General features: G+C 45.6%; 31 protein-coding genes and 1 riboswitch. Of the genes, 27 read left to right on the top strand and 4 right to left on the bottom strand.

The window, feature by feature from the left end:
* Nucleotides 1-46 precede the first annotated feature (46 nt).
* From DUK53_RS10335 to DUK53_RS10255, 17 genes are all read left to right on the top strand, one after another.
* Nucleotides 47-1,387, top strand: coding sequence for a metallophosphoesterase (locus DUK53_RS10335; RefSeq protein WP_052164911.1), 1,341 nt, complete (start codon nucleotides 47-49; stop codon nucleotides 1,385-1,387).
* A gap of 66 nt (nucleotides 1,388-1,453) precedes the next feature.
* On the top strand, nucleotides 1,454-2,032 hold the full coding sequence (locus DUK53_RS10330) for a nitroreductase family protein (RefSeq protein WP_036131902.1): 579 nt from the start codon (nucleotides 1,454-1,456) through the stop codon (nucleotides 2,030-2,032).
* 95 nt (nucleotides 2,033-2,127) lie between these two features.
* Nucleotides 2,128-2,472, top strand: coding sequence for an avidin-fold protein (locus DUK53_RS10325; RefSeq protein ID WP_474200026.1), 345 nt, complete (start codon nucleotides 2,128-2,130; stop codon nucleotides 2,470-2,472).
* Between the two features lie 119 nt (nucleotides 2,473-2,591).
* On the top strand, nucleotides 2,592-2,978 hold the full coding sequence (locus tag DUK53_RS10320; RefSeq protein ID WP_036131899.1) for a hypothetical protein: 387 nt from the start codon (nucleotides 2,592-2,594) through the stop codon (nucleotides 2,976-2,978).
* A gap of 24 nt (nucleotides 2,979-3,002) precedes the next feature.
* Nucleotides 3,003-3,551, top strand: a complete 549-nt coding sequence (locus tag DUK53_RS10315) for a VanZ family protein (protein WP_052164910.1) — start codon at nucleotides 3,003-3,005, stop codon at nucleotides 3,549-3,551.
* A 9-nt stretch (nucleotides 3,552-3,560) separates the two neighbouring features.
* Complete coding sequence (locus DUK53_RS10310) at nucleotides 3,561-4,130, top strand: VanZ family protein (protein WP_036131897.1); 570 nt, start codon at nucleotides 3,561-3,563, stop codon at nucleotides 4,128-4,130.
* 444 nt (nucleotides 4,131-4,574) lie between these two features.
* Nucleotides 4,575-4,685: riboswitch (SAM riboswitch) on the top strand.
* A gap of 103 nt (nucleotides 4,686-4,788) precedes the next feature.
* Nucleotides 4,789-5,334 (top strand): NADPH-dependent FMN reductase, encoded by a 546-nt coding sequence (ssuE, locus tag DUK53_RS10305; RefSeq protein ID WP_036131894.1) that lies wholly within the window; start codon nucleotides 4,789-4,791, stop codon nucleotides 5,332-5,334.
* A gap of 16 nt (nucleotides 5,335-5,350) precedes the next feature.
* Nucleotides 5,351-5,635 (top strand): glutaredoxin family protein, encoded by a 285-nt coding sequence (locus DUK53_RS10300; RefSeq protein ID WP_036131893.1) that lies wholly within the window; start codon nucleotides 5,351-5,353, stop codon nucleotides 5,633-5,635.
* Complete coding sequence (locus DUK53_RS10295) at nucleotides 5,611-6,612, top strand: LLM class flavin-dependent oxidoreductase (protein WP_036131891.1); 1,002 nt, start codon at nucleotides 5,611-5,613, stop codon at nucleotides 6,610-6,612. Before DUK53_RS10300 ends, DUK53_RS10295 begins: the two co-directional genes overlap by 25 nt.
* 17 nt (nucleotides 6,613-6,629) lie before the next feature.
* Entirely contained in the window at nucleotides 6,630-7,955 is a 1,326-nt protein-coding gene (locus DUK53_RS10290; protein WP_036131889.1) for an LLM class flavin-dependent oxidoreductase, read from the top strand.
* A gap of 12 nt (nucleotides 7,956-7,967) precedes the next feature.
* On the top strand, nucleotides 7,968-8,507 hold the full coding sequence (locus tag DUK53_RS10285) for a GNAT family N-acetyltransferase (protein ID WP_036094563.1): 540 nt from the start codon (nucleotides 7,968-7,970) through the stop codon (nucleotides 8,505-8,507).
* A gap of 11 nt (nucleotides 8,508-8,518) precedes the next feature.
* Nucleotides 8,519-9,346 carry an amino acid ABC transporter substrate-binding protein gene (locus tag DUK53_RS10280; RefSeq protein ID WP_036131887.1) on the top strand — a complete coding sequence of 276 codons (828 nt, stop codon included), beginning with the start codon at nucleotides 8,519-8,521 and terminating at the stop codon, nucleotides 9,344-9,346.
* Between the two features lie 21 nt (nucleotides 9,347-9,367).
* Nucleotides 9,368-10,072, top strand: a complete 705-nt coding sequence (locus DUK53_RS10275; RefSeq protein WP_036131885.1) for an amino acid ABC transporter permease — start codon at nucleotides 9,368-9,370, stop codon at nucleotides 10,070-10,072.
* A gap of 20 nt (nucleotides 10,073-10,092) precedes the next feature.
* Nucleotides 10,093-10,803, top strand: a complete 711-nt coding sequence (locus DUK53_RS10270; protein ID WP_036131884.1) for an amino acid ABC transporter permease — start codon at nucleotides 10,093-10,095, stop codon at nucleotides 10,801-10,803.
* The gene (locus DUK53_RS10265) at nucleotides 10,800-11,609 is read left to right on the top strand and encodes an amino acid ABC transporter ATP-binding protein (protein ID WP_052164909.1); all 810 of its coding nucleotides are present in this window, start codon (nucleotides 10,800-10,802) and stop codon (nucleotides 11,607-11,609) included. Before DUK53_RS10270 ends, DUK53_RS10265 begins: the two co-directional genes overlap by 4 nt.
* 67 nt (nucleotides 11,610-11,676) lie before the next feature.
* Nucleotides 11,677-12,147 carry a MarR family transcriptional regulator gene (locus DUK53_RS10260; RefSeq protein WP_036131882.1) on the top strand — a complete coding sequence of 157 codons (471 nt, stop codon included), beginning with the start codon at nucleotides 11,677-11,679 and terminating at the stop codon, nucleotides 12,145-12,147.
* A 124-nt stretch (nucleotides 12,148-12,271) separates the two neighbouring features.
* Nucleotides 12,272-13,507, top strand: coding sequence for an MFS transporter (locus DUK53_RS10255; RefSeq protein WP_036094554.1), 1,236 nt, complete (start codon nucleotides 12,272-12,274; stop codon nucleotides 13,505-13,507).
* Nucleotides 13,508-13,553: 46 nt separating this feature from the next.
* Here the strand turns inward: DUK53_RS10255 and bla are convergent, their stop codons facing one another.
* On the bottom strand, nucleotides 13,554-14,474 hold the full coding sequence (gene bla, locus DUK53_RS10250) for a class A beta-lactamase (RefSeq protein WP_036094553.1): 921 nt from the start codon (nucleotides 14,472-14,474) through the stop codon (nucleotides 13,554-13,556).
* Between the two features lie 282 nt (nucleotides 14,475-14,756).
* Here bla and DUK53_RS10245 point away from each other — a divergent pair, with 282 nt between their 5' ends.
* Together DUK53_RS10245 and DUK53_RS10240 are read left to right on the top strand one after the other, a co-directional pair.
* Nucleotides 14,757-14,966, top strand: a complete 210-nt coding sequence (locus tag DUK53_RS10245) for a hypothetical protein (RefSeq protein ID WP_124892722.1) — start codon at nucleotides 14,757-14,759, stop codon at nucleotides 14,964-14,966.
* On the top strand, nucleotides 14,963-15,268 hold the full coding sequence (locus DUK53_RS10240) for a GHKL domain-containing protein (RefSeq protein WP_036094552.1): 306 nt from the start codon (nucleotides 14,963-14,965) through the stop codon (nucleotides 15,266-15,268). Before DUK53_RS10245 ends, DUK53_RS10240 begins: the two co-directional genes overlap by 4 nt.
* On the opposite strand, the gene DUK53_RS10235 is transcribed toward DUK53_RS10240, so the two are convergent.
* The gene (locus DUK53_RS10235) at nucleotides 15,265-15,747 is read right to left on the bottom strand and encodes a hypothetical protein (protein WP_036094550.1); all 483 of its coding nucleotides are present in this window, start codon (nucleotides 15,745-15,747) and stop codon (nucleotides 15,265-15,267) included. The genes DUK53_RS10240 and DUK53_RS10235 overlap by 4 nt on opposite strands.
* 172 nt (nucleotides 15,748-15,919) lie before the next feature.
* On the opposite strand from DUK53_RS10235, the gene DUK53_RS10230 reads away from it, so the two are divergent.
* From DUK53_RS10230 to DUK53_RS10205, 6 genes are all read left to right on the top strand, one after another.
* Complete coding sequence (locus tag DUK53_RS10230) at nucleotides 15,920-16,855, top strand: DNA-binding transcriptional repressor DeoR (RefSeq protein WP_036131877.1); 936 nt, start codon at nucleotides 15,920-15,922, stop codon at nucleotides 16,853-16,855.
* A 91-nt stretch (nucleotides 16,856-16,946) separates the two neighbouring features.
* The gene (gene deoC / locus DUK53_RS10225; RefSeq protein WP_036094547.1) at nucleotides 16,947-17,621 is read left to right on the top strand and encodes a deoxyribose-phosphate aldolase; all 675 of its coding nucleotides are present in this window, start codon (nucleotides 16,947-16,949) and stop codon (nucleotides 17,619-17,621) included.
* 66 nt (nucleotides 17,622-17,687) lie between these two features.
* Nucleotides 17,688-18,701, top strand: coding sequence for a LacI family DNA-binding transcriptional regulator (locus DUK53_RS10220; RefSeq protein ID WP_036131876.1), 1,014 nt, complete (start codon nucleotides 17,688-17,690; stop codon nucleotides 18,699-18,701).
* 355 nt (nucleotides 18,702-19,056) lie between these two features.
* Nucleotides 19,057-20,238 carry a NupC/NupG family nucleoside CNT transporter gene (locus DUK53_RS10215; protein WP_036094544.1) on the top strand — a complete coding sequence of 394 codons (1,182 nt, stop codon included), beginning with the start codon at nucleotides 19,057-19,059 and terminating at the stop codon, nucleotides 20,236-20,238.
* Between the two features lie 14 nt (nucleotides 20,239-20,252).
* Complete coding sequence (gene deoB, locus DUK53_RS10210; protein ID WP_036094543.1) at nucleotides 20,253-21,434, top strand: phosphopentomutase; 1,182 nt, start codon at nucleotides 20,253-20,255, stop codon at nucleotides 21,432-21,434.
* A 20-nt stretch (nucleotides 21,435-21,454) separates the two neighbouring features.
* Nucleotides 21,455-22,756, top strand: coding sequence for a pyrimidine-nucleoside phosphorylase (locus DUK53_RS10205; RefSeq protein ID WP_036094542.1), 1,302 nt, complete (start codon nucleotides 21,455-21,457; stop codon nucleotides 22,754-22,756).
* A 247-nt stretch (nucleotides 22,757-23,003) separates the two neighbouring features.
* Here the strand turns inward: DUK53_RS10205 and DUK53_RS10200 are convergent, their stop codons facing one another.
* Nucleotides 23,004-23,468: a DUF1877 family protein gene (locus tag DUK53_RS10200; protein ID WP_036094541.1), complete on the bottom strand. Its 465-nt coding sequence runs from the start codon at nucleotides 23,466-23,468 to the stop codon at nucleotides 23,004-23,006.
* Between the two features lie 232 nt (nucleotides 23,469-23,700).
* On the opposite strand from DUK53_RS10200, the gene DUK53_RS10195 reads away from it, so the two are divergent.
* Together DUK53_RS10195 and DUK53_RS10190 are read left to right on the top strand one after the other, a co-directional pair.
* Nucleotides 23,701-24,675 carry an ABC transporter ATP-binding protein gene (locus tag DUK53_RS10195; RefSeq protein ID WP_036094539.1) on the top strand — a complete coding sequence of 325 codons (975 nt, stop codon included), beginning with the start codon at nucleotides 23,701-23,703 and terminating at the stop codon, nucleotides 24,673-24,675.
* Nucleotides 24,672-26,183: an ABC transporter permease/substrate-binding protein gene (locus DUK53_RS10190; protein WP_036094536.1), complete on the top strand. Its 1,512-nt coding sequence runs from the start codon at nucleotides 24,672-24,674 to the stop codon at nucleotides 26,181-26,183. Before DUK53_RS10195 ends, DUK53_RS10190 begins: the two co-directional genes overlap by 4 nt.
* Nucleotides 26,184-26,241: 58 nt before the next feature.
* On the opposite strand, the gene DUK53_RS10185 is transcribed toward DUK53_RS10190, so the two are convergent.
* Nucleotides 26,242-26,601 carry a Lin0512 family protein gene (locus tag DUK53_RS10185; RefSeq protein WP_036094535.1) on the bottom strand — a complete coding sequence of 120 codons (360 nt, stop codon included), beginning with the start codon at nucleotides 26,599-26,601 and terminating at the stop codon, nucleotides 26,242-26,244.
* Nucleotide 26,602: the final 1 nt, after the last annotated feature.

Here is a 26,602-nt window from a genome sequence, read left to right as displayed (position 1 = left end):
TGTTATACTAAATCATGTGAATATATAAACAAAGGAGCTCCGCCAAATGAAAAAAGCCGTACTTGCATGTATCGTGTTACTGGGCCTTGTGCTGACTGGATGCGCGCAACCAACTGAACAATCTTCTGAACCTAATATAGCGCCAAAAATCCCGGAAAATCAGCCGCTCACGATTTACCAAGCTACCGATATCCACTATCTCTCCAACACGCTCACGGATGGCGGAAAAGCGTTCAAAACCTACCTCGCGACGGGAGACGGGAAACAGCAGAATTATATCACCGAAATTACGGATGCTTTTGTCGATGATGTGAAGGCGCAGAAGCCGGATGTTCTCGTGCTTAGCGGTGACATCACGAATAATGGCGAGAAAGTCAGTCACGAGGAAACGGCGGAGAAATTGGAGGATATCGAGAAATCGGGTGTCCAAACTTTTGTTATTCCGGGGAATCATGATGTTTTGAACCCTTATGCGCGGAAATTTGAGGGGGATAAGCAGGTGAAGGCGGAGGATATTACGCCGGATGAGTTTGCGTCGATTTATCATAATTCGGGGTATGATGAGGCTGTGATGCGGGATGATTCCACGCTTAGTTACCTCGCGGCGCCGTCTAGTGATGTGTGGCTTTTGATGGTGGATACGGCGGATTATGAGAATAATAAGCGTTTTGGTGCGCCGGAAACGAATGGGTATATTAGTACGGAGACGTTTGCTTGGATTCAGAAGTGCATTGATTTGGCGAAGAAGCATGGCGCAGAGCTGATTACGGTGACGCATCACAATTTGCTGGATCATAGTGAGCTGTTGACGAAGGGGTTCACGATTGTGCAGAACAAGGAAGCGGTGTCGCTTTTTGCGAAAAATGATATTCCGCTCAACTTGAGTGGGCATGTGCATATTCAGGATATTCGCTCGGAAACGGCGCAGGGGCGCACGATTTATGATGTCGCGACGAGCTCGATGGCGATGTATCCGCAGCAGTATGGTGTCGTGAATTACACGCCGAATCAGGGGCTTTCTTACAAGACGCAGCGTGTGGATGTGGAGAAATATGCGCGGAAAATTAACTCGAAGGATCCGAATTTGCTCGGTTTTCAGCAGTATTCGAAGGCTTATTTTGGGCAGTTTAGTTACACGAAGGCGCTCAGTGATTTGTTCCGAACAGGGAAATATGATCCGGACGATGTGGAGGAAATGGCAAAAACGATGGAACAGGTCAATTTTGCGTATTTCACGGGGGATAAGAGCTTTTTGAATGGTGTGGAGAAGACGCCGGGTTATGCGTTGTGGCAGAAGGCGAACGGGGAGTTTATGACGCAGTATATCGATTATATTGTGGCGCATAAATCCAAAAATGACCTCACGTTGGAAATTCTGGAAAGTTAGATAGTGGTAAGCAGAGGTTTGGCGTGCTATACTTAGTGAGAATGATTATCACTAGGAGGACTATTGATGGCTAAAAATATATCAGAAATTATAATGGAACGCCGTAGTATCAAGCAGGTGGACGAGACGCCAATCGAGCGCGGGGTTATTAATGACATTTTGGAGAAATCGGCTTTTGCACCGTTTCATAGTAAAATGGAACCGTGGCATGTGGCGGTTTTGTCGACGGAAGAGGAGAAGCGCCGTTTTGTGGAGGCGATTGTGAACTCGATGGAGCGGATGCAGGGCGAGCCGTTGACGCATGAGCGACGCGAGCAGATTCGTGCTGGGAATGAGCGCAAGATTGTGGCGCCACCTTATACACTGATCGTGACGACGGACATTATCGGGAGCGGTAAGAAGGATTTTGAGGCAATCGCTGCGACGAGTGCGTTTATTCAGAATATCCAACTTTTGGCATGGGAAGCAGGTCTTGGCGTGCTATGGCGGACGAATAACTTTATTTTTGATCCGGAGGTTGTGACGGAGCTGGGGCTGGATGGTCAGCAGATCGTTGGTTGCTTGCAGATTACGCGGGTCAACGAGATTCCTGATGCGAAGCCACGCCGTGCAATGAATGATTGGGTAAAGGATTTAGGCGAGTAATAAAAAATGAGGCTCTAGTCATGCAACACTTGGCTAGGGCATTTTTGTCATTTTGTGCTATAATAGTTGTGTGATTAGTTCGAAAACTAGGAGGGATTCTGATCGTTAATTATCAGGGTAAAAAGTTCACAGTGGTCGAAAACTCGGGAAATGGCGAGGTATCTGAAAAAACGGTTTTTCATTATTTTCAAGATGGTGATGTCATTTCGGGGACATACGAGGGTGGCGAGATTGAGCGTGGCACACTGATTGGTGTTGTTCACAAGGATGGATCGATTGATTTCCGTTATAATCATGTAAGCGTCCACAAAAAGATTCGAAGCGGGACGTGCCACTCGACACCAGAATTTTTACCAGATGGGAAACTTCGTATGCACGAGAAATGGCAATGGAATGGGCTAGAGAGAGATTCTGGGACATCGATTGTGGAAGAGATTTGATGGTGGTGTTGGCTCCTTTTTGAGGGGCTTTTTGCATATTTTCAACTCAATTTGACTCGATTGTTATTTGTGTGATACAATTTGGTTGTTATAAATAAAACTAAAAAGGAGTAGGGAGTATGAAAAAGAAAATTGTTAGTTCTATTGTTGCGGTGTTACTGGTTTTTATCTTGCCAATATCGGCACTTGCAGCATCTGTAGACGGATCATATGATTTTAAAGGCGGATTATTCACGCGAAGCTTTGAGATGGGAGCCGGTAATTCTGTGAGAGTGACAACAACGCCAACAAAATGGCCAACTGGGAAATTTCATATTACATTAACTTTGCAGCAAAGCCTTGGTTATATTGGTTGGGCAAAGACGGATGCTTCATGGAATTATTCTCATGTAAAAGATACATCAGCAAAACTCTATGTAAAAGGTCGTGGCGTGTACAGAGTCTACATGAAGTCTAGCATTCTACCGAATAATCAATCTTTTAAAGGGAAGGTTTTTATTAATTAAATTATTTTTAAAGGAGCAACTGGCATGGACATAACATACGATCCATTTTTCATTATTATCTTAGCGATTGCGTTGCTTGTCGTGATGGCGATAACGTTGGGATTTCTTTTGCAGGGGAAGAAGTTGGATAGATATTATTTTGCAACGGCTTTGCTTGGGGTTTACTTAGTATTTTTGATTAAGTTTGTGATTTTTCCATTTACGATACTCGGGAATTTGTTGGATGCAGGGAATTATGCAGTGATGGATTATATAAATATTGTTCCGTTTAAGCAACTTTTGGATGGGGCGATGGCAGACTGGTATCAGGCTGTTGGGAACGTGATGTTGCTGTTTCCACTTGGGATTTATATAGGTGCGATGAAGCCGAGCATATCTTTTGGAAACTTTATTTGTATCGGGTTACTTATTTCTGTTATGATTGAATCGATGCAGTTATTTTTGGATATTGTATTTATTTATCCGAATCATTTTATGGATGTGACGGATGTCATTTTGAATGTGAGCGGGTTTGTTTTGGCGTATTTTATTAGTAAAACAGCCATGATACAAAATATTTATAATCGAGAGTGAATGATGCAAATGGGATACGAAGAATATACAATAGATGGTTTAATACCAATGTTTTTAAGCGTGTGTGTCTATGTGATAATACGAGGAGTACTTATTCTCAAAGATAAAAAATTGGATTGGCACAAAGAAATCAGTCGCTTATTTTTTGTTTTGTATTTAGGTGTGTTGGTTGTTGTGACTTTATTCCCAATAAATATCATTGTCGGGGAGTATGAGCAACGGTATCGCGAGATTGTGATTAACCTAAATCCGATGCAGTTTTTCGGTTTGTTGGATGCGGATTTTTCAATAATCGTTAGGAATCTGGGTGGAAATCTTGTTATGATGATTCCTTTCGCGATTTTATTGCCAGTTAACTTTCGAAGTATGCGGAAATTTGGACGTGTCATTATGGTTATTTTAGCGACGTCGGTAGTCATTGAAATTTTGCAGTATATTTGGCAATTAACGATGCTCAATGTCTGGCGGGCAACGGATATTAATGATGTTATGTTGAATGTTTGTGGCGGAGTTATTGGCTATGCTTTGTATTATTATATATTTCGACATGTCCCGTTTATAAAGCGCTTTATAATTTAGATAGCTAATGACTGGACAAGATGAATAAATGAGCGGATAATGGCTGTGCAGATATACATAATACAAGAGGTGATTTTGTGAAAAATATATTGAAGTATGCTGTATTATTTATTTGGGTAACAGTATTCATGTATTATTATTATGAAATTTTTCCAAGAACTTTTTTATGGTTTATTGTGAGTATTCCGTTAGTGCTCCTGAGTTGTCTGTTCATAGTAAGGTTATTTGAAAAAAAGAAGCCGAATAAATAGATATTGATTTTTCGACAAGCTACTAGTGTGGTATAAAAAAGTTATATTTAGATAAATTGTATCACTGAGAATATTAGATTGGGTAAGGTCTCATCCTTTTTGTGAAAAACCTAACTAGTCTAAAAAGACAAATTATTTGTTGACATCTGATTTTAGGGATGGTAAGATACATCCAATCATAAAAATTATACAGTCCTTATTAAGAGTTGGGGGAGGAACCTGGTCCTTTGATCCCACAGCAACCTCTAGTGATAGAACGGTGCTCATTCCAGCAGGCGAGCGTTTCTGGCCTGGCAAATAGGGAGAAGAGGGATCTCTTTTCCAAATTCGGAAGGGAGGTTCTTTTTTGTCTTAATTCATAGTAAATGCATCGGATATATATGTTTTAAAAAGAAAGTGGGGATGAGATGAGTCGAATCGTGATTTTGTCTGGTAGTCCATCGGCGCAATCGGGGACAGATAAGGTTTTGCGGTATGCTGGTGGGATTTTGCAGGGGGATGGGATTGAAACTAGTTTTCACTCGGTGCGGGATTTTGCGGCGGAAACGTTGGTGAATGCGGACTTCAAAGATGCGCGGATTGGGGAATTGGTCGCGGATATTGAGGCGGCGGATGGTGTGATTGTGGGATCGCCGGTTTATAAGGCTTCGTATACGGGGGTTTTGAAGGCGGTTTTGGATTTGTTGCCGGAGAATATTTTGAAAAATAAGGTTGTTCTGCCGATTATGTCTGGTGGGAGCAACGGGCATGTGTTGGCGATTGATTTTGCATTGAAGCCGCTGCTTGGTGTGTTGAAGGGTGAGGTTTTACAAGGGGTTTATGTGGTGGACGCGCAGGTGGATAAGGCGGCGGTTGTGCCGATTCGGGATGTGGAGTTGGAGCAGCGATTGCGTGGGCAGTTGGCGGAATTGGTCGTGGCGGTCGGTCGGCGTGAGGTTGGACAAATAATTTAAAAGGGGGACGAATGAGATGGCGGAAAAATTAGCGATTGTGGTTTGGGCGAAACGGGGTTGTGATTATTGTGCGGAGGTGAAGGATTATTTGACGAAGGAGGGGCGCGATTTTCAGGTGGTGGATGTGACGGATCATGATGAGCAGCGGGAAATTTTGCAGGCGAAGTACGGAGTGCGTTATGTTCCTGTGGTCGAAATTGGTCGGGGGAATACATATTGGGGCGTGACGGAGCTCGGGTTGCCGGCACTTGAGACGGCTTTGAGGGAGGCGGAGAAATGGGATTTAGACTCAGTTTATTAGATCAGAGCCCGATTGCGGATGGCAAAAGTGGGTATGAGGCGTTGCAGCAGACGATTGCGTTGGCGGAAAAGGCGGAGGAATGGGGATATCACAGGTTTTGGGTGTCGGAGCATCATGATACGAAGTTGTTGGCTGGTGTTTCGCCGGAGGTTTTGGTGTCGCATTTGTTGGCGCGAACAGAGCGGATTCGGGTTGGCTCGGGTGGCGTGATGTTGCAGCATTATAGTGCGTATAAGGTCGCGGAGAACTTTAACCTGCTCGCCACGTTAGCGCCGAATCGAGTGGATTTGGGTGTTGGAAAGGCGCCTGGTGGGTTGCCGCGCTCGACGAAGGCTTTGCAATTTGGACGGTCGGGAAAAACGGATTTTGAGGAGCAGTTGGTGCTTTTGAGGCAGTTCGTGGATGATGAGGTGCCTGCGGATCATGTGTTGGCTGGTGTTGGGGTGAGCCCTGAGCCACCGACGAAACCGGAGATTTTCTTGCTGGGTGCGAGTGTGGCGAGTGCGGAATTGGCCGGTGCGCAGGGTGTGAATTATTGTTTTGCGAAATTTATTAATAGTGATGAGGTGGCGCTTAAGGAGGCAGTAACGGCGTTTCGGGCGGCGAATCCGGATGGGGAATTGATTATCGCGGTTCCGGTTTTGGCGGCGGATACGGAAGGTGAGGCACGGGCGCTTGCGGGTGAGCAAAAAGTGGTGCGGGTGACGCTTTCGACGGGTGTTTCGGTGACGGTGCAGACGGTGGCGCAGGCGGAGGAATTTGCGAGACAGGCTGGTGTGACGGATTTCGAGATAGAAGAGCGTGTGGCGGATATTATTGTTGGGACGGCGCAGCAGGTGAAGGCGGAATTAGTGCGATTGCGGGCGACGTTTGATGTGGATGAGTTCGTAATTCATACGCCGGTTGCGAGGCAGGACGCGAGGTTCCGATCGGTGCAGTTGCTTAGTGAGGCGATTTTGACGGTGGATGTGAGATGAGAAGGGGGAAATGATGAATGGGAAAAATTAAATTTGGCGTGATGTTGCATGGTCCTGGTGGGCATATGAATGCTTGGAAACATGAGAGTGTGCCGGCTGATGCGAGTGTGAATTTTGAGTTTTATAAGGAACAGGCTTTGAAGGCTGAGGCGGCTGGGTTTACGCTTGCTTTTGTGGCGGATGGGTTGTTTATCAATGAGAAGTCGATTCCGCATTTTTTGAATCGGTTTGAGCCTTTGACGGTGCTTTCGGGATTGGCTGCGGTGACGTCGCGGATTGGGCTGGTGGGAACGCTTTCGACGTCTTATAGTGAGCCTTATACGGTGGCGCGGCAGTTCGGGTCGCTGGATTTGATTAGTAATGGTCGGGCTGGATGGAATGCGGTGACGTCGCCGCTCGAGGGTTCGGCGAATAATTATAGTAAGAAAACGCATCCGGAACATGCGCTGCGTTATGAGATTGCGGTGGAGCATTTGGAGGTCGTGAAAGGGCTTTGGAATTCGTGGGAGGATGATGCGTTTGTGCGGGACCGCGAGTCGGGGCAGTTTTTTGATCGGGAGAAGCTGCATCGTTTGAATCATCAGGGACGGTTTTTCTCGGTAGAGGGACCGCTGAATATTGGGCGTTCGAAGCAGGGGCAACCGGTGATTTTTCAGGCTGGGGCGTCGGAGCCGGGTAAGGATTTGGCTGCAAAAGAGGCGGACGCGGTGTTTACGAATGGTGGCTCGCTCGAGGAGGCGCAGGCGTTTTATGCGGATGTGAAGGCGCGGACGGTGGCGAATGGTCGTAACGCGGATGAGATTAAGATTTTCCCTGGGTTTGCGCCGATTGTTGGGGTGACGCAGGAGGATGCGGACGCGAAATATGAGAAGATTAAGAATTTGGTTTCAGATGAGGAGGCGCTCGCGTATCTTGGTCGCTTTTTTGATCATTTTGATTTCGGGAAGTTTCCGCTTGATGAGCCGTTTCCGGATATTGGGACGGTTGGTGAGAATAGTTTCCGGGCGACGACGCAGAAAATTAAGGCGGATGCTAAGCGTGAGGGTTTGACGTTGCGTGAGGTGGCGCTGCGGGTGACGACGCCAAAATCGGCTTTTGTGAGCACGCCGGAGAAAATTGCCGATGAGTTGATCGCTTGGTTTGATGGCGAGGCTGCGGATGGTTTTATTTTCGGAGCGCCAGTTTTGGGTGAGGGATTGGACGATTTTGTTGCAAAAGTGATTCCAATTTTGGAGGCGCGTGGGTATTATGATCGGGAATATGAGAGCGATACGTTGCGTGGAAATTTGGGATTGCCGTTTAAGGAGAGTCGTTACGCGGACAAAGTTGAGTCGCAAAACTAAGGAGGAATTTTTGTGGGGGATGTTATTCGGTTAGCAAAGCTTGAGGATGCGGTGGTCGTGCATGATGTCTCGATTCGTGGGTACAAGCCGCTGAAGGATATGGATATAAAATTTGTTGGCGCGACGGCGAATTTGGCGACGGTCGAGGAGAATATTCGGCGAAACGCGAATTATGTGTTGGAGCGTGATGGGCGGATTATTGCGACGGTGACGGTGGCTTTTCCGTGGGCTTTAGGGGAACGCTCGATTCAGCCGTATCCATTTATTTGGTGGTTCGCGGTGGACCCGGATTTCAAACGGCAAGGGGTTGGGACGGCGCTTTTGGATTATGTGGAGGAACAGGTTTTAGTGGCGCAGATTAAGGCTCCGGCGGTTTATTTAGCGACGGCGACGCGGCATCCTTGGCTTGTTTCGATTTATGAGCATCGTGGGTATGTTGGGTTTTATGAGCATGAGTATGAAGGGGATAATATTGTTTTCTTACGGAAAGTGTTGGATGAATCACTGTTTGCGGAGCTTGGCGATGTGGACGTGCTAGTTAATTCGAATTAAGGGGAGATTGGATGAAAAAGTGGATTTTTGGTGCGTTGTTAGTTGTGGCAAGTGGTGTTTTGCTCGCGGGTTGCGGGCTTGGAACGGATACGGGGGCGTCGAGTGATGCGCTAACAAAAGATGGCAAGGATGTTAAAACGATTGTGGTTGGGACTGGTACGCAATTCCCGAATATCTGCTTTATTGATGATAAGGGGAATTTGACGGGGTATGATGTGGAGCTTGTTAAGGCGCTGGATAAGAAGTTGCCGCAGTACAAGTTTGAGTTTAAAACGATGGATTTTTCGAATTTATTACTGAGTTTGCAGACTAATAAAATCGACTTCGTGGCGCATCAAATGGAAGTGAACGATGAGCGTAAGGAGAAGTTTTTATTTAATAAGGAGCCATATAATGTTTTTCCGCTGCAGGTGGCGGTGAACGAGAAGAATACGGGTATTAAGTCGGTTGCGGATCTCGCTGGGAAGACGGCGATTGTGAGTGCGACGAGTAATTCGGCGGTGTATTTGGAGAAATATAACAAGGAGCATGGGGATAAAATTAACATCGTGTATTCGGGTACGGGAAATAATGACGCGACAAATCAAATTAGAACGGGGCGCGCGGACGCTACGATTACGACTCCTTTTGCGGTGAAATTGCTGAATGAACAGGCCGATGCTCAGCAAAAAGTGGTCGGTGATCCTGTGCTGAACTCGAAGGTTTTCTTCTTGTTACGCAAAAATGAGTCGCAGTTGTCGGATGATTTGGACGGGGCGCTGAAGGAATTGAAAGAGGAAGGCGTGGTTAGCAAGCTGAGCAAAAAATGGCTTGGTGCTGACTATACAGTAGACTTTTAAAGAATAAGGGGTGGAACGCGAATGGGGAAGGCGTTTGATTGGCATTTGATTTTTGATTTTATTCCGACGTTGCTGGAATATTTGATGATAACGTTGCAGGTTTTGTTTTATGCGACGGTGATTGGATTATTTTTAGGGCTTATTTTGGCGGTGATTCGGTTGTTTCGTGTGCCGGTTTTGAGCCAGTTGGTCATCGTGTTTCTTTCCTTTATTCGCGGGACGCCGATGTTGATTCAGCTGTTCTTGGTTTTTTACGGGTTACCAGCGTTATTGCTCGTGTTTGGCGTCGATATTTCGCGGATGGCGCCGGCGTATTTCGTGATTGTGACGTACGCATTGCGTGATGGGGCGATTTTCTCGGAGATTTTCCGGAGCGCGATTAATGGCGTGGATTATGGGCAAACGGAGGCCGCGATGTCGGTTGGGATGAGCCCGATGCAGAGCTTTTTCCGAATTGTGTTGCCGCAGAGTGCAAGTATCGCGTTTCCTAATGTCGCGAATTCGGTGATTAGTTCGCTGAAAGACACATCGCTCGCGTTCACGATTGGGCTGATGGACATGATGGGGCGCGGGGAAGCACTGATTGCGGCGACGGCTCACGCGCTGGAAGTCTACATCGCGATGTCAATCATTTATTATGCGGTTGTTTTAATCTTAGAACAAGCTGCAAAAGTATTTGAAAAACGCGCAAATCGGCATAAAGCGCCAGTTATGGCGTTAGATTAGGAGAGGAGGCGAAACACACGATGCAACTCGATTATCCGTTTATTTGGGAGGCTTTTAAAGAAATTTTGACGGCGCTCCCGCTTACCTTAATGCTTACATTTGTACCCCTGATTGTTGGTTTTTTGATTGGACTTGGCGTCGCGCTAGCACGTATTTATCGCGTCAAGGGCGTCTATCATGTGGCGAATGGCTATGTATCTTTTGTCCGCGGAACGCCAATCGTGATGCATATTATGCTCATTTATTTCGGCTTGCCGCTGCTACTCGATAGCTTAGCGAAGCGTTACGACTGGTCGTTCAACATCAACGGCGTACCGATCACGATTTTTGTACTTATCGCTTTGTCACTTAGCGCTGGGGCTTACCTTTCCGAGATTATCCGTTCTGGCATTGTCGCTGTCCCAAGTGGCCAAATCGAGGCGGGTTACTCGGTCGGGATGACCAAATTCCAAGTGATGACGCGCATCATTTTACCGCAAGCACTCGCGCAGTCGATTCCCAATTTGACGAATATCGTGGTTGGCTTTTTGCAAGCGTCGTCCATTGCCTTCCTCGTGTCCGTCAAAGAAATCACGGGAACCGCGCAGATCGTCGCCTCCAGCAACCTCAAGTTTCTCGAGGCATTTATCGCGGCGGGCCTGCTATACTGGGGCGTCACGATCATCATCGAGCTAGTCGCGTCACGCATCGATCGCAAAGCCACGGCCTATAACCAGGGAGGGATTGGATGATACGCTTACAAGGAATTAAAAAGCAATTCGGCGAACAAGAGGTGCTAAAAGGCATCGATTTAACGATCAATAAAGGCGAGGTAATCACGATTCTAGGACCCAGCGGCTCTGGAAAAACGACGCTTCTGCGCTGCCTCAATTACTTAGAAAAACCAAATGGTGGACTAATCGAAATCGGCAATGTGACTGTAGCCACCGAAAAAGCGACGAAAAAAGACATCATTGCCCTGCGTAAACAAACCGCGATGGTATTCCAACATTACAACCTATTCGCGCATAAAACCGTGATTCAGAACGTGATGGAAGGCCTTATCGTCGCCCAAAAAGTGAAAAAAGCTGAAGCTCGTGCGCGCAGTGAAGCCATCCTCGCAAAAGTCGGACTCGGCGACAAGCTCGATTTTTATCCAAGTCAGCTTTCAGGTGGACAGCAACAACGCGTCGGCATCGCGCGAGCACTCGTCCTAAACCCGGAAGTTATCCTGTTTGACGAACCAACTTCCGCGCTTGATCCAGAGCTCGTCGGTGAAGTTTTGGCAGTCATCAAATCCATCGCGGAAGAAGGCATGACCATGGTTGTGGTGACGCACGAGATGCAATTCGCGAAAGAAGTCTCCGATCATGTCCTGTTCATGGCAGACGGCGTTGTGGTAGAAGAAGGAAGCCCAGCAGAACTATTTGGCGCACCAAAACAGGAACGAACTCGCCAATTCCTAAAACGGATATCCGGCGATGTAACCGTTCCGCCCGTAGTCGTGCCGCTAAAAGAAGCCTGGATTCCGACCGCATCCAATCCAACCGCCTTTTAAATATTATTGTTGAAAAAGAAACAAAAACGAGCTATAATTGTCCTTAACGCAAGAAGGAGGGCAAACGATGAACAAAGAAGACGAAATCATGTCAGGCGCCAGAGAAGTATTTAACAAGATGGCCTCGCTGAACAAGTCAAAAATGGAAGTTAGCCTCAAGGGGTACAAATCGTCAGAAGTCCACGGCGTTGAGTACATCGGCAAAATGGCTGATCCCAACGTAACGAAGCTCGCGGAAGCCTTTTACATGACCCGAGGCGCAATCAGCAAATTGACGAAAAAACTGATAGAAAAAGGCCTCATCGAAAGCTACCAAAAAGCAGAAAACAAGAAAGAAATCTATTTCCGCCTGACTCCAAAAGGACAAGAAGTTTTTGATATCCATGAAAGGTTGCATCAAGAGTTCCAAGAGCGAGATAAAGTCGTTTTCGAGCAAATAACAGAGGAACAATTCCAGGCCACGCTAAACTTTCTAAAAAATTACAGCAATCACTTGGATGCCGAAATAAAGAAACAAAATACCGATGATAAAATATGAAACAGCTCACCCCTCATTTGGAACCAGAGCTGTTTTTTATTTCGAAAATAATTTGTTGACAAGGAAACAAAAATAAGTTATTGTTGACAGAGAAACAAAATAACGACGCTTAAGGAGCGAAATCATGCCACAAATCAAATCACACAACAACCAACCAACAGTCAATAAACACGCCCTAGTATTCGGTCTTATCTCCGTATTTCTTATCGGAATCGGATTCAGCATCATCACGCCAGTCATCCCGTTTTTAGTACAGCCATATATAACCAATCCAGGAGACCAAGCGATGGTCGTGACCTTACTCATGTCCGTATACGCCATCTGCATGTTCTTCTCAGCACCCGTGCTCGGAGCTCTCAGTGACAGATACGGCCGGCGTCCCATACTCATCGTCAGCCTACTCGGAGCCGCAATCGGATTTTTTGTTTTCGGAATTGGTGGCGCGCTATGGGTTCTATTCGCCGGACGCATCATCGAAGGCATCACAGGCGGTAGCATCAGCACCATCTTTGCCTACTTTGCCGACATCACGCCCCCAGAAAACCGCACCAAGTATTTCGGCTGGGTAAGCGCAATGGCAGGCGCAGGTTCCATCATGGGCCCAACAATCGGCGGGCTACTCGCAACCCATTTCGGCTACACCGCACCACTTTATTTCGGCGCCATCATCGCACTCTTAAACATGGTCTACGGTTACTTTTTCATGCCAGAAAGCCTCGACGCCAAAAATAGACTCCAAGAAATCACACCAGCCCGACTCAATCCATTTATCCAACTTTTCAACATCCTATCCATCAAAAATTTAAACCGACTTCTCATCGCGGCATTCCTACTTTGGATACCGAGCGGTTCCATGCAAGCCATCATGTCCCAATTCACTATCGACACTTTCAACTGGAAACCAGCCATCATCGGACTCGTGTTTTCCATCATGGGCTTCCAAGACATCATTTCACAAGCTTTCATCATGCCCCAACTCTTGAAAAAGCTCAGCGACAAGCAAATCGCGCTTCTTGGAATGACCGCAGAACTCATCGGTTACGCCTTCATCGCGACATCAACCGTCGCATCATCGGCACCAATTTTCATCGTTGGAATCTTTATATTCGGCTTTGGCGATTCCATCTTCGGACCATCATTCAACGGCATGCTATCCAAATCCGCCGATGCCAGCGAACAAGGCCGGATTCAAGGTGGCAGCCAATCCATCCAATCACTAGCGAGAATCATTGGTCCAATACTAGGCGGCGCGATCTACGTATCACTTGGACACGCCGCGCCAGCCGTGATGGGCGTTATCCTACTCGCCGCTGCGATTCTTGTTCTATACAAAGCCAAACAAGCCAGCAGCGCACACTAAAAAAGGGGGACAGAAATCCAGTTGTAGATTTCTGTTCCCCTTTTTCCTATAGAGAATAATAATCACTAAGTACCTTCGCCGCATCCGCTATCAATTGGTCGTTATATTCATCGTCTTTGCCCGTTTTCTTAGAATAAATAACCCACACGAGCGGTTTTGTGTCCTTGTCTTTAGGATAAATCATCGCGATAGCATTCCGGGTGCCGTAAGATCCAGCGCCAGTTCTATCACCAACAATATAACCAGCCGGAACACCAGCACGAATCAATGTAGCCCCAGTCGTGTTATCAATCAAAGTCTGCTTAAAATATGCCAATCTATCCGCCGGCAGATTCCCCTCGGTTAGGAGGTAGGCAAACGTCTTAGCCATCGCTTCCGGAGTCGTCGTATCACGGATATCACCAGGCACAGCATCATTTAGCTCAGGCTCAAAGCGAACAGGTTTCATCGTCTTATCACCAATTTTCACGAGCTCTTTCTCAAAGCCTTTAGGTCCACCAAGCTGTTGAAGCGTCAGATTCGCTGCCGTATTATCACTGTAAGTCATTGACGCGTTAATAAGCTCCTTCATCGTCATCCCGCTGTCCACATGTTTTTCCGTAATCGGAGAATGGTCCACCAAATCCTCTTTTGAAAAAGTAAACCGTTTATTCAGCTGTTCATCCGTCAAATTTTTAAGTAATATCCCGCCAGCAATCGCTTTGAAAGTGGAGGCATAAGCAAATCGCTCTTCTGCATTAAAACTAATGGTTTGCTTGCCTCCCATATCCATCCCGTAAACACCTAATGTCGCTCCATACTTTTTTTCCAGTTTTTCGAGCGCTGCTTTGACTTGTGCATTTTCCGTTTCCTGCTTCGTTTCTTCTTTTTTAGTGGCCGCCGCGTTTTTATCTGGCGCACCACACGCTACCAACCCCGCTACTGCAAAAATGACCGTCAAACCTAACAAAATTTTTCTCATACGCATGTTTTCATCTCCTATCTTTAGTTTGTGTTACACGGTCTAGTCTAGGGTACAAAATTAAAGAGGGATTGCAGAAAACAGAAAGAAAATATTAAGTTTTGATGGTGCATTTTCCGGCTTTGTTATTTAGCTAACAAATAATTATTATTACTATAGATCCGTTTAGCTACATACAAGAAAATCCCGGCTAAAAGGAGGTTGGAAGAAAGTGTTCCCAATAGATGCGTCCATACAAACTGGTCGTAAATCATCTCCCTCAATAAGAACGAAATATTAGCCAATGGAATGAAGAACATAGCCGTTGTCGTCTGGCTCAGACTAGTAGGGCTTATTCTAGTACTCGTCATCGGAAGCCCACTAATCGGCTGGACGTTACTCTTTTTATACCTCCTTGCAAGCCACTACCTACACCGAGCGCCACCAATTACGCGAGCCACACGCTATTCCAACTCACAAAAAATGAACGACCAGATGTTGCGGCATGGCTTGCGATGACCGAAGAACAATTACAACTAGCAAACATCGATTTTCAAGTACTATTATCTGATTTACCTATCGAAAAAGGCGAATTAATAACGTTCCTATCAGCGATTTTGGCCAATGCAAAAGAAGCCGCGACGCAAACGGACAATGGCTGGATAACGTGGCGATTGCAACAACAAAGCGGCCTATTTTTACTTGAAATAGCGAACGCGACGAATATGTCAAGTCAAGCCGTCATGGACCATGCAATAAGGCCCAATCTGAGTTCAAGCAAAAAAGAGGTGAGGCTGGGACCAACTCACTTCTTTTCTTAATGGGATACCGGCAATTGACCGAGACGCTTGATTTCTGCGATGATACTTTCTCGTTCTGATTGTGTTAGGTTAGGATTATTCAGTTTTTTCTTTTGAGCAGCAATGAGTTGCCCTTTTTCGCGGCCAGTAATGGCGCTCGTTTCTTTTGCGGGCTCTGTTGCTTTTTCCTCGACTTCTGGCTGCATCGTTTTTGGTGCTATGGGTGTTTCTTTGGTTTCTTGTTTAGGCGTCTCTGTTACTGAGGATTGTTCTTTTGTTTGCGTTTCGGCCTCCAATTTTTCCTTAGAAGCTGCTATTTTCGCATTATCCTCTTTCAAAACGGTATTTTCATCCTTCACCTGAGCGATTTCTTTCTTCAACGCTTCGATTTTTGCCTCTGCTTTCTGTAAATCTTCATTTTGAGGCGTTTCTGCTTTTTCATTGCCACATGCGACGAGCGCTAAACTTGCTAAAATCGCGAGACTTAGTAGTTTCTTCATTTTGATGATTCCCCTTTCGTAACTTATCATTATAGTATACATTACAGAAAATGCAAGGTTTATAATATTATGGCGTCGATGCATTAACTGGTATAATAAAGGCAGACATAGGCATTAAAATTTATATACGTGGCACATACATAGTTCTAATTTTAAGAAATGAGGAAACCCAATGGATAAACAGAAACAGCAGCTAAGCATTGAAGTGGCGCGACTTTACTACCAATCCGACTATAGCCAACAAGAAATCGCCAGCCAACTAGGCATCTCGCGCCCAACCGTATCGCGACTTTTGCAATTTGCCAAAGAAAGTGGTTACGTCGAGATCAAAGTCACCGATCCGTTCGCTGATTTGGACGCATTGGAGGCTGCACTCAAAGAAAAATATAACTTAAAAGAAGCACACGTCGTCTTCTCACCGACTAGCGAATACACAACCATCACCGACTTCCTCAGCAAAAAAGGCGCTGAATACCTCGAAGAAACGGTCAAAAATGGCGATATCCTTGGGGTAAGCTGGGGAACAACGATGTACGAAGTCGCGAAAAAAATCAGCCCACAAGACGTGCGCGGCGTCGAAGTTATTCAACTAAAAGGCGGGATTAGCCATTCCAATGTCAACACCTACGCGTCCGAAACCATCTCCCTCTTCGCCGAAAACTTCCAAACGATGCCGCGCCACTTACCGCTTCCCGTGATTTTCGACAACGCGACTGTCAAGGAAATGGTGGAACAAGATCGGCATATTCATCACATCATCGAGATGGGGAAACAAGCCAATATCGCCGTTTTTACCGTAGGCACCGTCCGCGATGAAGCGCTTCTTTTCCGACTTGGCTATTTCAATGAAGCCGAGAAAAAGCTGCTGAAATCGATTGGAGTCGGCGATATTTGTTCTCGTTTTTACGATAAAGACGGCCAAATTTGTAGCGTGGAAATCGATGCGCGTACAATCGGTATCGAACTCGACTCACTCAAGCAAAAAGAGCGCTCGGTTCTGATTGCAGGCGGAGCAAGAAAAGTTGCCGCGATTCATGGCGCACTTCAAGGCGAATACGCGAACGTCCTCATCACCGACCAATTCACCGCGAAAGAATTAGTTCGATAAGTAGTTTGAACATAATTTCATATATATCTTTACAAATGTTCATATATGTATTATGATGAAGACAAATAATAGAAAAGCGAGGAGATTAATCATGACGAATATCGCCAAAATGATCGACCACACAGCTTTAAAACCAGAAACAACGAAGGAAATGATTCTAAAACTGACGGCAGAAGCGAAACAATATAATTTTGCGTCTGTATGTGTCAATCCAACTTGGGTCGAGCTAGCACATGAACAATTAGCAGGAACTGGCGTGGACGTGTGTACCGTTATCGGCTTCCCACTTGGCGCTAACACAAGCGTTACCAAAGCTTTCGAAGCAGCAGACGCTATCCAAAAAGGCGCAACAGAAGTCGATATGGTCATCAATATTGGTGCCCTAAAAGACAAAAACGATGCATTAGTAGAGTCTGATATTAAAGCCGTTGTCGACGCAGCAAAAGGCAAAGCACTGGTCAAAGTTATCATCGAAACGTGTCTATTAACAGACGAAGAAAAAGAACGCGCATGCCGTCTAGCGGTAGCTGCAGGAACTGATTTCGTCAAAACATCAACAGGATTTTCAACAGGCGGCGCAACAGCGGAAGACATCGCGTTAATGCGCAAAACAGTTGGACCAAACATCGGCGTGAAAGCATCCGGCGGCATCCGCACAAAAGCAGACGTGGATAAAATGATTGAAGCAGGCGCAACACGTATCGGAGCAAGCGCGGGCGTGTCGATTGTTTCAGGAAATGACGCAAATCCAAAAGATAACTATTAACAAAATCACCGAAATGTGGCATGATGGAGGAGAAGTAATTTTTCCTGTGAAAAGAGGCGAGCCACATTGGGTGCAACGATTCGAGATATTGCAGAAAAAACGGGTGTTTCCATTACGACTATTTCCCAAATTCTAAACGGTAAAGGAAGTCGTTTCAGTGAAGCAACGCGTAATAAAGTGTTTCAAACCGCAAAAGATTTAGCCTATAAACCGAACTTTTTTGCGAAAAATATGGTGACGAATCGGACGAATACGATCGGCATGATTGTACCGGAAGTAACGGATCCATTTTTTTCGCAGATGGTGAAGGGCGCCGAGGACTATTTAAACGCCCATGATTACATGATTTTATTGTGCAATTCGTCGCAGGACAGCACACGCGAAGACTTGTATGTCGAAGAACTTTTGCATCGGGCCGTAGATGGCTTGATTATCGCGAGTCCAAATATTTTAGCGTCAAACGTGTTCGCACAGCTGGAAGCGCTACATAAACCGTACATTTTGCTCGATCGCAAACGGCACCACCGCGAGGAAGGCAATATTTTTATCGACGACTATGAAGGCGGATACATGGCAACAGAACACCTCCTATCACTTGGTCACACAAAAATCGGGATTATCACGTCAGACGATTCCTTTTATTCCGTAGAAGAACGCTTACAAGGCTATCAAGCCGCGCTAAAAGACCGTGGCATAACAGGCTCACCGACGTGGATTATGGAAGGCGACCAAACGATGCCAGGCGGCTACATCGCATCGAAAAAACTACTAGAAACCGCAGAAATCACCGCCCTTTTCGTGACCAATGACCAGATGGCAGTCGGAGCATACCGCGCCGCACTCGAACTCGGAATCACGATCCCAGACGACCTCTCGATCATCGGTTTCGACGACATCGAGCTCGCAGAATACATGGCGCCGACACTAACCACCATCCGCCAACCAATCTATGACATCGGCAAAACCGCAGCCAAATACCTACTAAAAGCCATACAAAACCCAACCGAAAAAATGCCCAACAAAAAAATGCCACTAGACCTCATAGCCCGCCAAAGCACAAAAAAACGGTTGGCAAAATAAAACGCAAAACAAAAAGAAACACAGAAAACCCACCCAACAAGATATCCCACCAAACCTCAGCGTGTTCACAAGTGCTTAGATTCTAGGCAAAAGTGAGTACCAGAGCGGAACGTACTAAAGTACGTGAGCACTGGAACGGAACTTTTAACGACGAAGATGAGCACTTGTGGACACGCTGAAAGAGGATATTGTTTCACTTGGGGAGAAATTGATGATATACTACTCAAAGTAAACCGTTTTACTTTTTCGAAAGCTAAATGTAACCGCTTGCTGAAAAAGTATAACTACCATCAGTAAACCGTTTTACTGAACATAGCAATAATTGTTTCATACTTTAAATTATTGGGGGATTCATATGAAATATCTAATTGGTATTATTGGCTTGATTGTCGTGCTAGGAATTGCTTGGATCGCGAGTAACGATCGCAGAAAAGTGAAGTTCAAACCGATCATCATCATGATTGTTTTACAGTTTATTTTAGGATTTATCTTGCTGAACACGAGCGCAGGGAACTGGCTTATCGGCGGGATTGCAGACGGTTTCGGTAAATTATTATCGTACGCTGCAGAAGGTGTGAATTTTGTGTTCGGGGGAATTGTGAACACCGGTCAAATGTCCTTTTTCCTAAGTGTGTTATTGCCGATTGTCTTTATTTCGGCACTCATCGGGATCTTGCAACATTGGCGCATCCTTCCGTTTATCATCAAATATATTGGTCTCGCGCTGAGTAAAATCAATGGAATGGGGAAATTAGAATCCTATAACGCTGTTGCATCCGCGATTCTTGGTCAATCCGAAGTTTTTATTTCCGTGAAAAAAGAACTCGGCTTACTGCCAAAACATCGTCTATATACGCTTTGTGCTTCCGCGATGTCAACCGTTTCTATGAGCATCGTCGGCTCTTATATGGTACTCTTAAAGCCAGAGTATGTCGTCACTGCGCTAGTTCTTAACCTATTCGGTGGCTTCATTATCGCTTCGATTGTCAATCCCTACGAAGTCACCGAACAAGAAGATATTCTCGAAGTCAAAGAAGAAGCGAAACAGAGCTTTTTCGAAGTGTTAGGCGAGTACATTATGGACGGTTTCAAAGTAGCGGTCACGGTTGCTGCGATGCTGATCGGGTTCGTCGCAATTATCGCGATGATCAACGCGATTTTCAGTGGTATTTTCGGACTTTCGTTCCAAGAATTACTCGGTTATGTTTTTGCACCATTTGCCTTCCTAGTCGGCGTACCGTGGGATGAAGCGGTCAAAGCGGGAAGCATTATGGCAACGAAAATGGTATCCAATGAATTTGTCGCGATGACTGATTTGAAGAATGGTAATTTCAACTTCTCAGGCAGAACAACCGCGATTGTATCCGTATTCCTAGTATCTTTCGCAAACTTTTCATCAATCGGCATTATCGCTGGAGCAGTCAAAAGCTTGAACGACAAACAAGGTATCGTTGTTGCCAGATTCGGCTTAAAACTGTTATTCGGCGCCACATTAGTTAGTTTCTTAACAGCCACAATCGTTGGCTTAATCTATTAAGGAGGTTTTTGAAAATGGCATTTAAAAGAATTCACGTTGTAGTTATGGACTCGGTAGGTATTGGGGAAGCGCCAGACGCGGCACAATTTGATGATTTTGACGTTGATACGTTAGGTCACATCGCACGCGAAAAAGGAGGGCTAAAAATGCCGAATATGGCGATGCTTGGCCTCTCGAATATTCGCGAAATCGAAGGCGTACCAGTTGCAGACAAGCCACAAGCCTACTTCACAAAAATGCAAGAAACGTCCGCAGGGAAAGACACGATGACAGGGCATTGGGAAATCATGGGGCTCTATATTGACACACCATTCCGCGTTTTCCCAGACGGATTTCCAGATGAATTGATCCAAAAAATTGAGGACTTCTCTGGTCGCAAAGTGATCGGGAATAAACCGGCGAGCGGTACGGAAATCATGGAAGAGCTTGGTGAAGAACAATTGGAAACAGGTGCTTTGATTGTCTACACGTCGGCGGATTCTGTTTTGCAAATTGCGGCGAACGAAGAACTGATTCCACTCGAAGAATTGTATCGTATTTGTGAGTATTGCCGAGAAATTACGCGCGATGAGCCTTATATGCTAGGCCGCATTATCGCTCGTCCTTTTGTTGGTAAAACGGCGAAAACATTCGAACGTACTTCCAATCGTCACGATTACGCGCTAAAACCATTCGACAAAACGGTGATGGATCACTTGAAAGATGGCGGTTTAGACTCGATCGCAATCGGAAAAATTTCAGATATCTTTGATGATGAAGGCGTTACGAGATCGATTCGCACGAAATCAAATATGGACGGTATGGATAAATTTATCGACCTGCTGACCGAAGATTTTCACGGCATGAGTTTCCTAAATCTAGTTGATTTTGACGCGTTGTTTGGACATCGTCGCGACCCAATCGGTTACGGTGACGCGCTAGAAGCATTCGACGCAAGACTTCCAGAAGTGTTCGCGAACATGCAAGAAGACGATTTGCTACTTATCACGGCCGATCACGGAAACGATCCAACATACCGCGGCACTGACCACACACGCGAATACGTGCCACTTTTAGCTTATTCGAAACAATTCAAAGACGGCGGCAAAGAACTTGATTTGCGCAAAACATTCTCAGATTTAGGCGCGACCGTCGCAGATAATTTTAAAGTGAAAATGCCTGAATACGGCACAAGTTTCCTAAACGACTTAAAATAAAAAAGGATTGGTGAACTAAAATGAGAATGGTAGACGTAATTTCGAAAAAGCGTGATGGTAAAGAGTTAACAACAGAGGAAATCCAATTTGTAGTTGATGGTTATACGGCTGGCAAGATTCCTGATTATCAAGTCAGCGCTTTGGCTATGGCGATTTTCTTTCAAGATATGACGGACCGTGAGCGCGCGGATCTAACGATGGCGATGGTCAATTCCGGCGAAACGATTGATTTGTCCGCGATTGAAGGCATCAAGGTAGATAAGCACTCGACTGGAGGTGTGGGCGACACGACGACGCTTGTATTGGCGCCACTTGTTGCAGCGCTTGACGTGCCCGTTGCGAAAATGTCTGGACGCGGATTGGGCCATACGGGAGGCACGATTGATAAATTAGAGGCGATCGAAGGTTTCCATGTGGAGATCACGAAAGAGCAGTTTATAGATTTGGTAAACCGTGATAAAGTCGCGGTTATCGGCCAATCGGGGAACTTAACTCCCGCTGATAAAAAATTGTATGCGTTGCGCGATGTAACTGGTACGGTCAACTCGATTCCACTTATTGCAAGCTCGATTATGAGTAAAAAAATTGCAGCAGGCGCCGACGCGATTGTGTTGGATGTTAAAACGGGCGCTGGTGCGTTCATGAAAACCGACAAAGATGCGGAAAACTTGGCGCACGCGATGGTTCGGATTGGGAATAATGTAGGTCGCCAAACGATGGCGGTTATTTCCGACATGTCGCAGCCACTAGGTTTTGCGATTGGGAACGCTTTGGAAGTACAAGAAGCGATTGATACGCTAAAAGGCGAAGGACCGGAAGATTTGACGGAATTAGTTTTAATTTTAGGAAGTCAAATGGTTGTTTTGGCTAAGAAAGCGAAGGACTTGGATGAAGCTCGCGAGATGTTGAAAGAAGTGATGGCGAACGGGAAAGCTTTGGCGAAGTTCAAGGACTTCTTGAATAATCAAGGCGGCGACGGTTCGATTGTGGATGATCCAAGTAAATTGCCGCAAGCGAAGTTCAAAATCGATGTGCCAGCGAAGGAAAGCGGCGTTGTGTCTGAGATTGTGGCGGATGAGATTGGCATTGCTGCGATGCTTTTAGGAGCTGGGCGCGCGACGAAAGAGGACGAAATCGACTTGGCAGTGGGCATCATGTTGCGTAAGAAAGTCGGGGATAAGGTGGCAGCAGGTGAGCCGCTTGTGACGATTTACGCGAATAAGGAAGATGTGAAAGCTGTTGAGGCGAAGATTTACGAGAATATTCGAGTGAGCGATAAGGCTGAGGCGCCGAAGTTGATTCATACGATTATTACGGAATAGTAGGAATGAGAAAAACCACCGATTGCAAAATTTGAATCGGTGGTTTTGCTTATTTAGGAGCTCAGTGTGTAGTGGAATGTAATGAGACTGCCTTCCTTGCTCTGCGTCATACTCCGGCGCCTTCGGATCTGGCTTCAACAGCCAGCCTCTCGGAAATTTCGTGGCCTCCGCAAAAGTCAAAGGAGGACTTTTACTGCGCCCCCTAACAATTTCTGTCGAGGCTAACGGGCTGTTTCAGCTTTTCGTGTTATACAACATAAAATATAATGCAATCATCGCTCTGTGCGACTTTATTAAAAAATGTTCGCAAGGCTTGGAAATTTATTCGTAGTTCTTTCTCTAGCTTCTCTTTTTTGGTCCGCCAAGTTATCCCGTATAAACCGGCTTTTTTCAGTTCTTTAAAGCTGTATGTTGCGACGAATTCTTCTTCGGTGATGCTGAATAAGGCGTCTTTTGCCATGCGCACTTGTTCTGGATAGATGAAGTAAACGGTTGCTAGAGAGTCGCGAATTTCATTTTCGATTTTAAGTGGGACGATGTAGCCCCACGGAGATTTGCCGTTTTTGGTTTTCCCGCAAAAAATATAATGAATAATCTCCCAATATTCATCTAGTGACAGAAGCATCGGTAGCGTAAACACGGACTCATATCCCGCTTTTATTTCGCGCATTCCCGGCTCGTCAATATAATAGTAGTACCCATGTAATGCCATTTTGTCATTCCCCTTTCAAGTTGTCCCTTGTCTGTTTTATTGCTTGATAAAGAGTTACTTCACTGTGATAAAGTTTATTATGCGCAATTTTAGTTGATTTGTCAACGAAATGCTTAACTGTGTAATTTTGTAGTCGATAGTGGTAGAATTAAGAACAAATGTTTCTAGTTTTGAAAATTAGGGTAAGATAATAAACATGTTTTTAATGACAAAATGGAAGGGAAAGTGACCCATGATACGCTTCGAAAATGTAACGAAACAATATCAAAATGGTGAACATGCCGTCAAAAATATCGATTTAGACATAAAAGATGGCGAGTTTTTCGTATTGATTGGACCGAGTGGTTGCGGTAAAACGACGACGCTGAAAATGATTAATCGGCTTATTCCACTGACAACGGGCACAATTTATATCGATGAAAAGCGAATTAGTGATTATAACATTCATGAATTGCGCTGGAATATTGGCTATGTACTGCAACAAATTGCGCTTTTTCCACATATGACGATTGAGGAAAATATCGCGGTCGTGCCAGAACTGAAGAAATGGGAGAAGGAAAAAACGCATGATCGGATTACCGAATTGCTGAATAGCGTTGGACTAGACGCGGAAAGTTATCGGAATCGGAAACCGTCTGAGCTCTCCGGTGGGGAACAGCAACGTGTTGGCGTCGTTCGTGCTTTAGCGGCGGATCCTGAAATCATTTTAATGGATGAACCGTTCAGCGCGCTTGACCCGATTAGTCGCCAGAAACTGCAACAAGACATCATCGTTTTACAACGCCAAATCAAAAAAACCATCGTGTTCGTCACGCATGACATGCAAGAAGCGCTGATGCTAGGCGACCGAATTTGTATCATGAAAGATGGGGAAGTCGTGCAATGCGACACGCCAAACGAAATTTTGCAAAACCCAGCGAATGAATTTGTGCAGAATTTCTTGGAATCAGGCAACGTGAACAAACACGTATTGTCGTCTAAATTCACCGTACAAGACATGGTGGAACAAGGCTATTTCGAGGCGCAATCTATAGATGGAGAAGCCGATTTTGCAGAACGCATCGCGGTGGAAGTGTTACTACAACAACTAGCAAACCAGGCGTACGTATCCGTTGCGCGAGACGGCAAGCCAGTTGGAACCATCACACAGCAACACGTCATCCAATTCTTGGCGAAGCAACTAGAAAGGGAGGCTGAGCGCGTATGAGTCAATTAATCGATACGTTTCAGATACGACAGGACGCTCTCTGGGCCGCTTTAGTCCAGCACATTGAATTATCCTTTGTGTCGCTATTTATCGCCGTATTCATCGCTGTACCGCTTGGAATCTACCTAACGAGTCACAAGCGCGCGGCAGAACCAATCATCCAAGTGACCGCTATTTTACAAACAATTCCATCACTTGCCTTGCTCGGTTTACTTATTCCACTAGTCGGAATCGGCACAGTACCAGCGATTATCGCGCTTGTTATCTATGCCTTACTACCAATTTTGCGGAATACATATACTGGTATTAAAGAAATTGATCCAGTTTTGATGGAAGCCGCCGAAGCAATGGGAATGAACAAATGGAAAAAATTATATAAAGTCCAATTACCGCTTGCGATGCCAGTCATTATGGCCGGAATCCGTACAGCGATGGTCTTAATCATCGGAACTGCGACACTGGCTGCCCTCATCGGAGCCGGCGGACTAGGGGATCTGATTCTACTCGGAATCGACCGCAACGACAACAGCTTAATCCTACTCGGAGCTATTCCAGCAGCACTACTCGCGATCCTGTTCGACGTCATTTTGCGCTATATGGAAAAAGCAACGTTCAAACGCACACTCATCACGATTACCGGCGCACTCGTTATCACCGCGAGCATCATCATCGTGCCTTACTTCACCGGCCCGCAAAAAGAGCTTGTTATCGCCGGAAAACTAGGTTCTGAGCCCGAAATCCTAATCAATATGTACAAACAACTCATCGAAAATGATACCGACTTAAGCGTCACCGTCAAGCCAAATCTCGGTAAAACCAGCTTCGTTTACAACGCCTTAAAATCAGGCGACGTCGACATTTATCCAGAGTTCACAGGAACCGTTTTAGAAACCTTCCTCAAAGAACCAGCGAAAAATCACGACCCACAAGCCGTGTATGAACAAGCGCGCGACGGATTGGCGAAAGAGAATATGGCGTTCCTAAAACCGATGAAATACAACAACACATACGCCGTCGCGGTCGCACCAGAATTCGCAAAAGCCTACAACCTGAAAACTATTTCCGATTTAAAAGCCGTGCAAAACTCCGTCAAAGCAGGATTCACACTCGAATTTTCCGATCGTGACGATGGCTACAAAGGCTTGCAAAAACGATACGGTTTGCAATTCGACTCCCTAAAAACAATGGAGCCAAAACTGCGCTATTCCGCACTGAAAGCAGGCGACATCAACACACTCGACGCCTATTCCACAGACAGCGAAATCGCCCAATACAAACTCAAAGTACTAAAAGACGACAAACAACTATTCCCGCCATACCAAGGCGCACCACTCATGCTCAAGTCAACCTTAGAAAAATACCCAGAATTAAAAGCACCACTAGAGAAACTAGCAGGCAAAATCACCGACCAAGAAATGAGTGAAATGAACTACGAAGTCAACGTCCAAGGCAAATCAGCAGAAGAAGTAGCCAAAAACTACCTCCAAAAAGAAGGTTTGCTGAACTAAGCAAAAAGGAAGGCAGGAACTGGTGATAACTCACCGGTTTCTGCCTTCCTTTTTTGAATTAAAAGCCAGTTTCGACGGATGCATTCACGATATACATCAAATCATTCTTATCCGCTTTATCTGCAAGAAAAATCCCGCTCGTCGTCAACATTCCACCCGGCATCGTTTCCACCGTGACCGTCCCATAAGGAATAATCGCTCGAATCGCGTTCTCATCAAGCAATTCCGCGTCCGTCGGCAAAGCAAGCTTCACGTTGACAACCATATTATTCAAATCCTTACCCGGCAACAAATCCTCAATACCAGGCATCGAATTCGTAAAAATGGCATTTCTCACCGCTCGAATCGCGGCTTTCGTAATATCTTGGCCATGCACATCCACACCAAAACCAGTTTGGATAAACAATATTTTCTCCATC

It is taken from the genome of Listeria sp. SHR_NRA_18 (assembly GCF_003856515.1).
Taxonomy (GTDB): Bacteria; Bacillota; Bacilli; order Lactobacillales; family Listeriaceae; genus Listeria_A; species Listeria_A newyorkensis.
Note: the sequence above shows the minus strand (reverse complement) of the source record. Positions and strands in the feature narration are given on the sequence as shown.

What these genes read in the sequence shown, in the direction of transcription:
- DUK53_RS10330 (WP_036131902.1), top strand. Translation starts at nt 1,454, where the DNA reads ATGGCTAAAAATATATCAGAAATTATAATGGAACGCCGTAGTATCAAG.
- DUK53_RS10235 (WP_036094550.1), bottom strand. Translation starts at nt 15,747, where the DNA reads ATGAAGAAACTACTAAGTCTCGCGATTTTAGCAAGTTTAGCGCTCGTC.
- DUK53_RS10205 (WP_036094542.1), top strand. Translation starts at nt 21,455, where the DNA reads ATGAGAATGGTAGACGTAATTTCGAAAAAGCGTGATGGTAAAGAGTTA.
- ssuE (WP_036131894.1), top strand. Translation starts at nt 4,789, where the DNA reads ATGAGTCGAATCGTGATTTTGTCTGGTAGTCCATCGGCGCAATCGGGG.
- bla (WP_036094553.1), bottom strand. Translation starts at nt 14,474, where the DNA reads ATGCGTATGAGAAAAATTTTGTTAGGTTTGACGGTCATTTTTGCAGTA.
- DUK53_RS10215 (WP_036094544.1), top strand. Translation starts at nt 19,057, where the DNA reads ATGAAATATCTAATTGGTATTATTGGCTTGATTGTCGTGCTAGGAATT.
- DUK53_RS10245 (WP_124892722.1), top strand. Translation starts at nt 14,757, where the DNA reads ATGAAGAACATAGCCGTTGTCGTCTGGCTCAGACTAGTAGGGCTTATT.
- DUK53_RS10280 (WP_036131887.1), top strand. Translation starts at nt 8,519, where the DNA reads ATGAAAAAGTGGATTTTTGGTGCGTTGTTAGTTGTGGCAAGTGGTGTT.
- DUK53_RS10260 (WP_036131882.1), top strand. Translation starts at nt 11,677, where the DNA reads ATGAACAAAGAAGACGAAATCATGTCAGGCGCCAGAGAAGTATTTAAC.
- DUK53_RS10335 (WP_052164911.1), top strand. Translation starts at nt 47, where the DNA reads ATGAAAAAAGCCGTACTTGCATGTATCGTGTTACTGGGCCTTGTGCTG.
- DUK53_RS10315 (WP_052164910.1), top strand. Translation starts at nt 3,003, where the DNA reads ATGGACATAACATACGATCCATTTTTCATTATTATCTTAGCGATTGCG.
- DUK53_RS10310 (WP_036131897.1), top strand. Translation starts at nt 3,561, where the DNA reads ATGGGATACGAAGAATATACAATAGATGGTTTAATACCAATGTTTTTA.
- DUK53_RS10265 (WP_052164909.1), top strand. Translation starts at nt 10,800, where the DNA reads ATGATACGCTTACAAGGAATTAAAAAGCAATTCGGCGAACAAGAGGTG.
- DUK53_RS10195 (WP_036094539.1), top strand. Translation starts at nt 23,701, where the DNA reads ATGATACGCTTCGAAAATGTAACGAAACAATATCAAAATGGTGAACAT.
- DUK53_RS10275 (WP_036131885.1), top strand. Translation starts at nt 9,368, where the DNA reads ATGGGGAAGGCGTTTGATTGGCATTTGATTTTTGATTTTATTCCGACG.
- DUK53_RS10295 (WP_036131891.1), top strand. Translation starts at nt 5,611, where the DNA reads ATGGGATTTAGACTCAGTTTATTAGATCAGAGCCCGATTGCGGATGGC.
- deoB (WP_036094543.1), top strand. Translation starts at nt 20,253, where the DNA reads ATGGCATTTAAAAGAATTCACGTTGTAGTTATGGACTCGGTAGGTATT.
- DUK53_RS10290 (WP_036131889.1), top strand. Translation starts at nt 6,630, where the DNA reads ATGGGAAAAATTAAATTTGGCGTGATGTTGCATGGTCCTGGTGGGCAT.
- DUK53_RS10190 (WP_036094536.1), top strand. Translation starts at nt 24,672, where the DNA reads ATGAGTCAATTAATCGATACGTTTCAGATACGACAGGACGCTCTCTGG.
- DUK53_RS10200 (WP_036094541.1), bottom strand. Translation starts at nt 23,468, where the DNA reads ATGGCATTACATGGGTACTACTATTATATTGACGAGCCGGGAATGCGC.
- deoC (WP_036094547.1), top strand. Translation starts at nt 16,947, where the DNA reads ATGACGAATATCGCCAAAATGATCGACCACACAGCTTTAAAACCAGAA.
- DUK53_RS10255 (WP_036094554.1), top strand. Translation starts at nt 12,272, where the DNA reads ATGCCACAAATCAAATCACACAACAACCAACCAACAGTCAATAAACAC.
- DUK53_RS10270 (WP_036131884.1), top strand. Translation starts at nt 10,093, where the DNA reads ATGCAACTCGATTATCCGTTTATTTGGGAGGCTTTTAAAGAAATTTTG.
- DUK53_RS10300 (WP_036131893.1), top strand. Translation starts at nt 5,351, where the DNA reads ATGGCGGAAAAATTAGCGATTGTGGTTTGGGCGAAACGGGGTTGTGAT.
- DUK53_RS10185 (WP_036094535.1), bottom strand. Translation starts at nt 26,601, where the DNA reads ATGGAGAAAATATTGTTTATCCAAACTGGTTTTGGTGTGGATGTGCAT.
- DUK53_RS10240 (WP_036094552.1), top strand. Translation starts at nt 14,963, where the DNA reads ATGACCGAAGAACAATTACAACTAGCAAACATCGATTTTCAAGTACTA.
- DUK53_RS10320 (WP_036131899.1), top strand. Translation starts at nt 2,592, where the DNA reads ATGAAAAAGAAAATTGTTAGTTCTATTGTTGCGGTGTTACTGGTTTTT.
- DUK53_RS10230 (WP_036131877.1), top strand. Translation starts at nt 15,920, where the DNA reads ATGGATAAACAGAAACAGCAGCTAAGCATTGAAGTGGCGCGACTTTAC.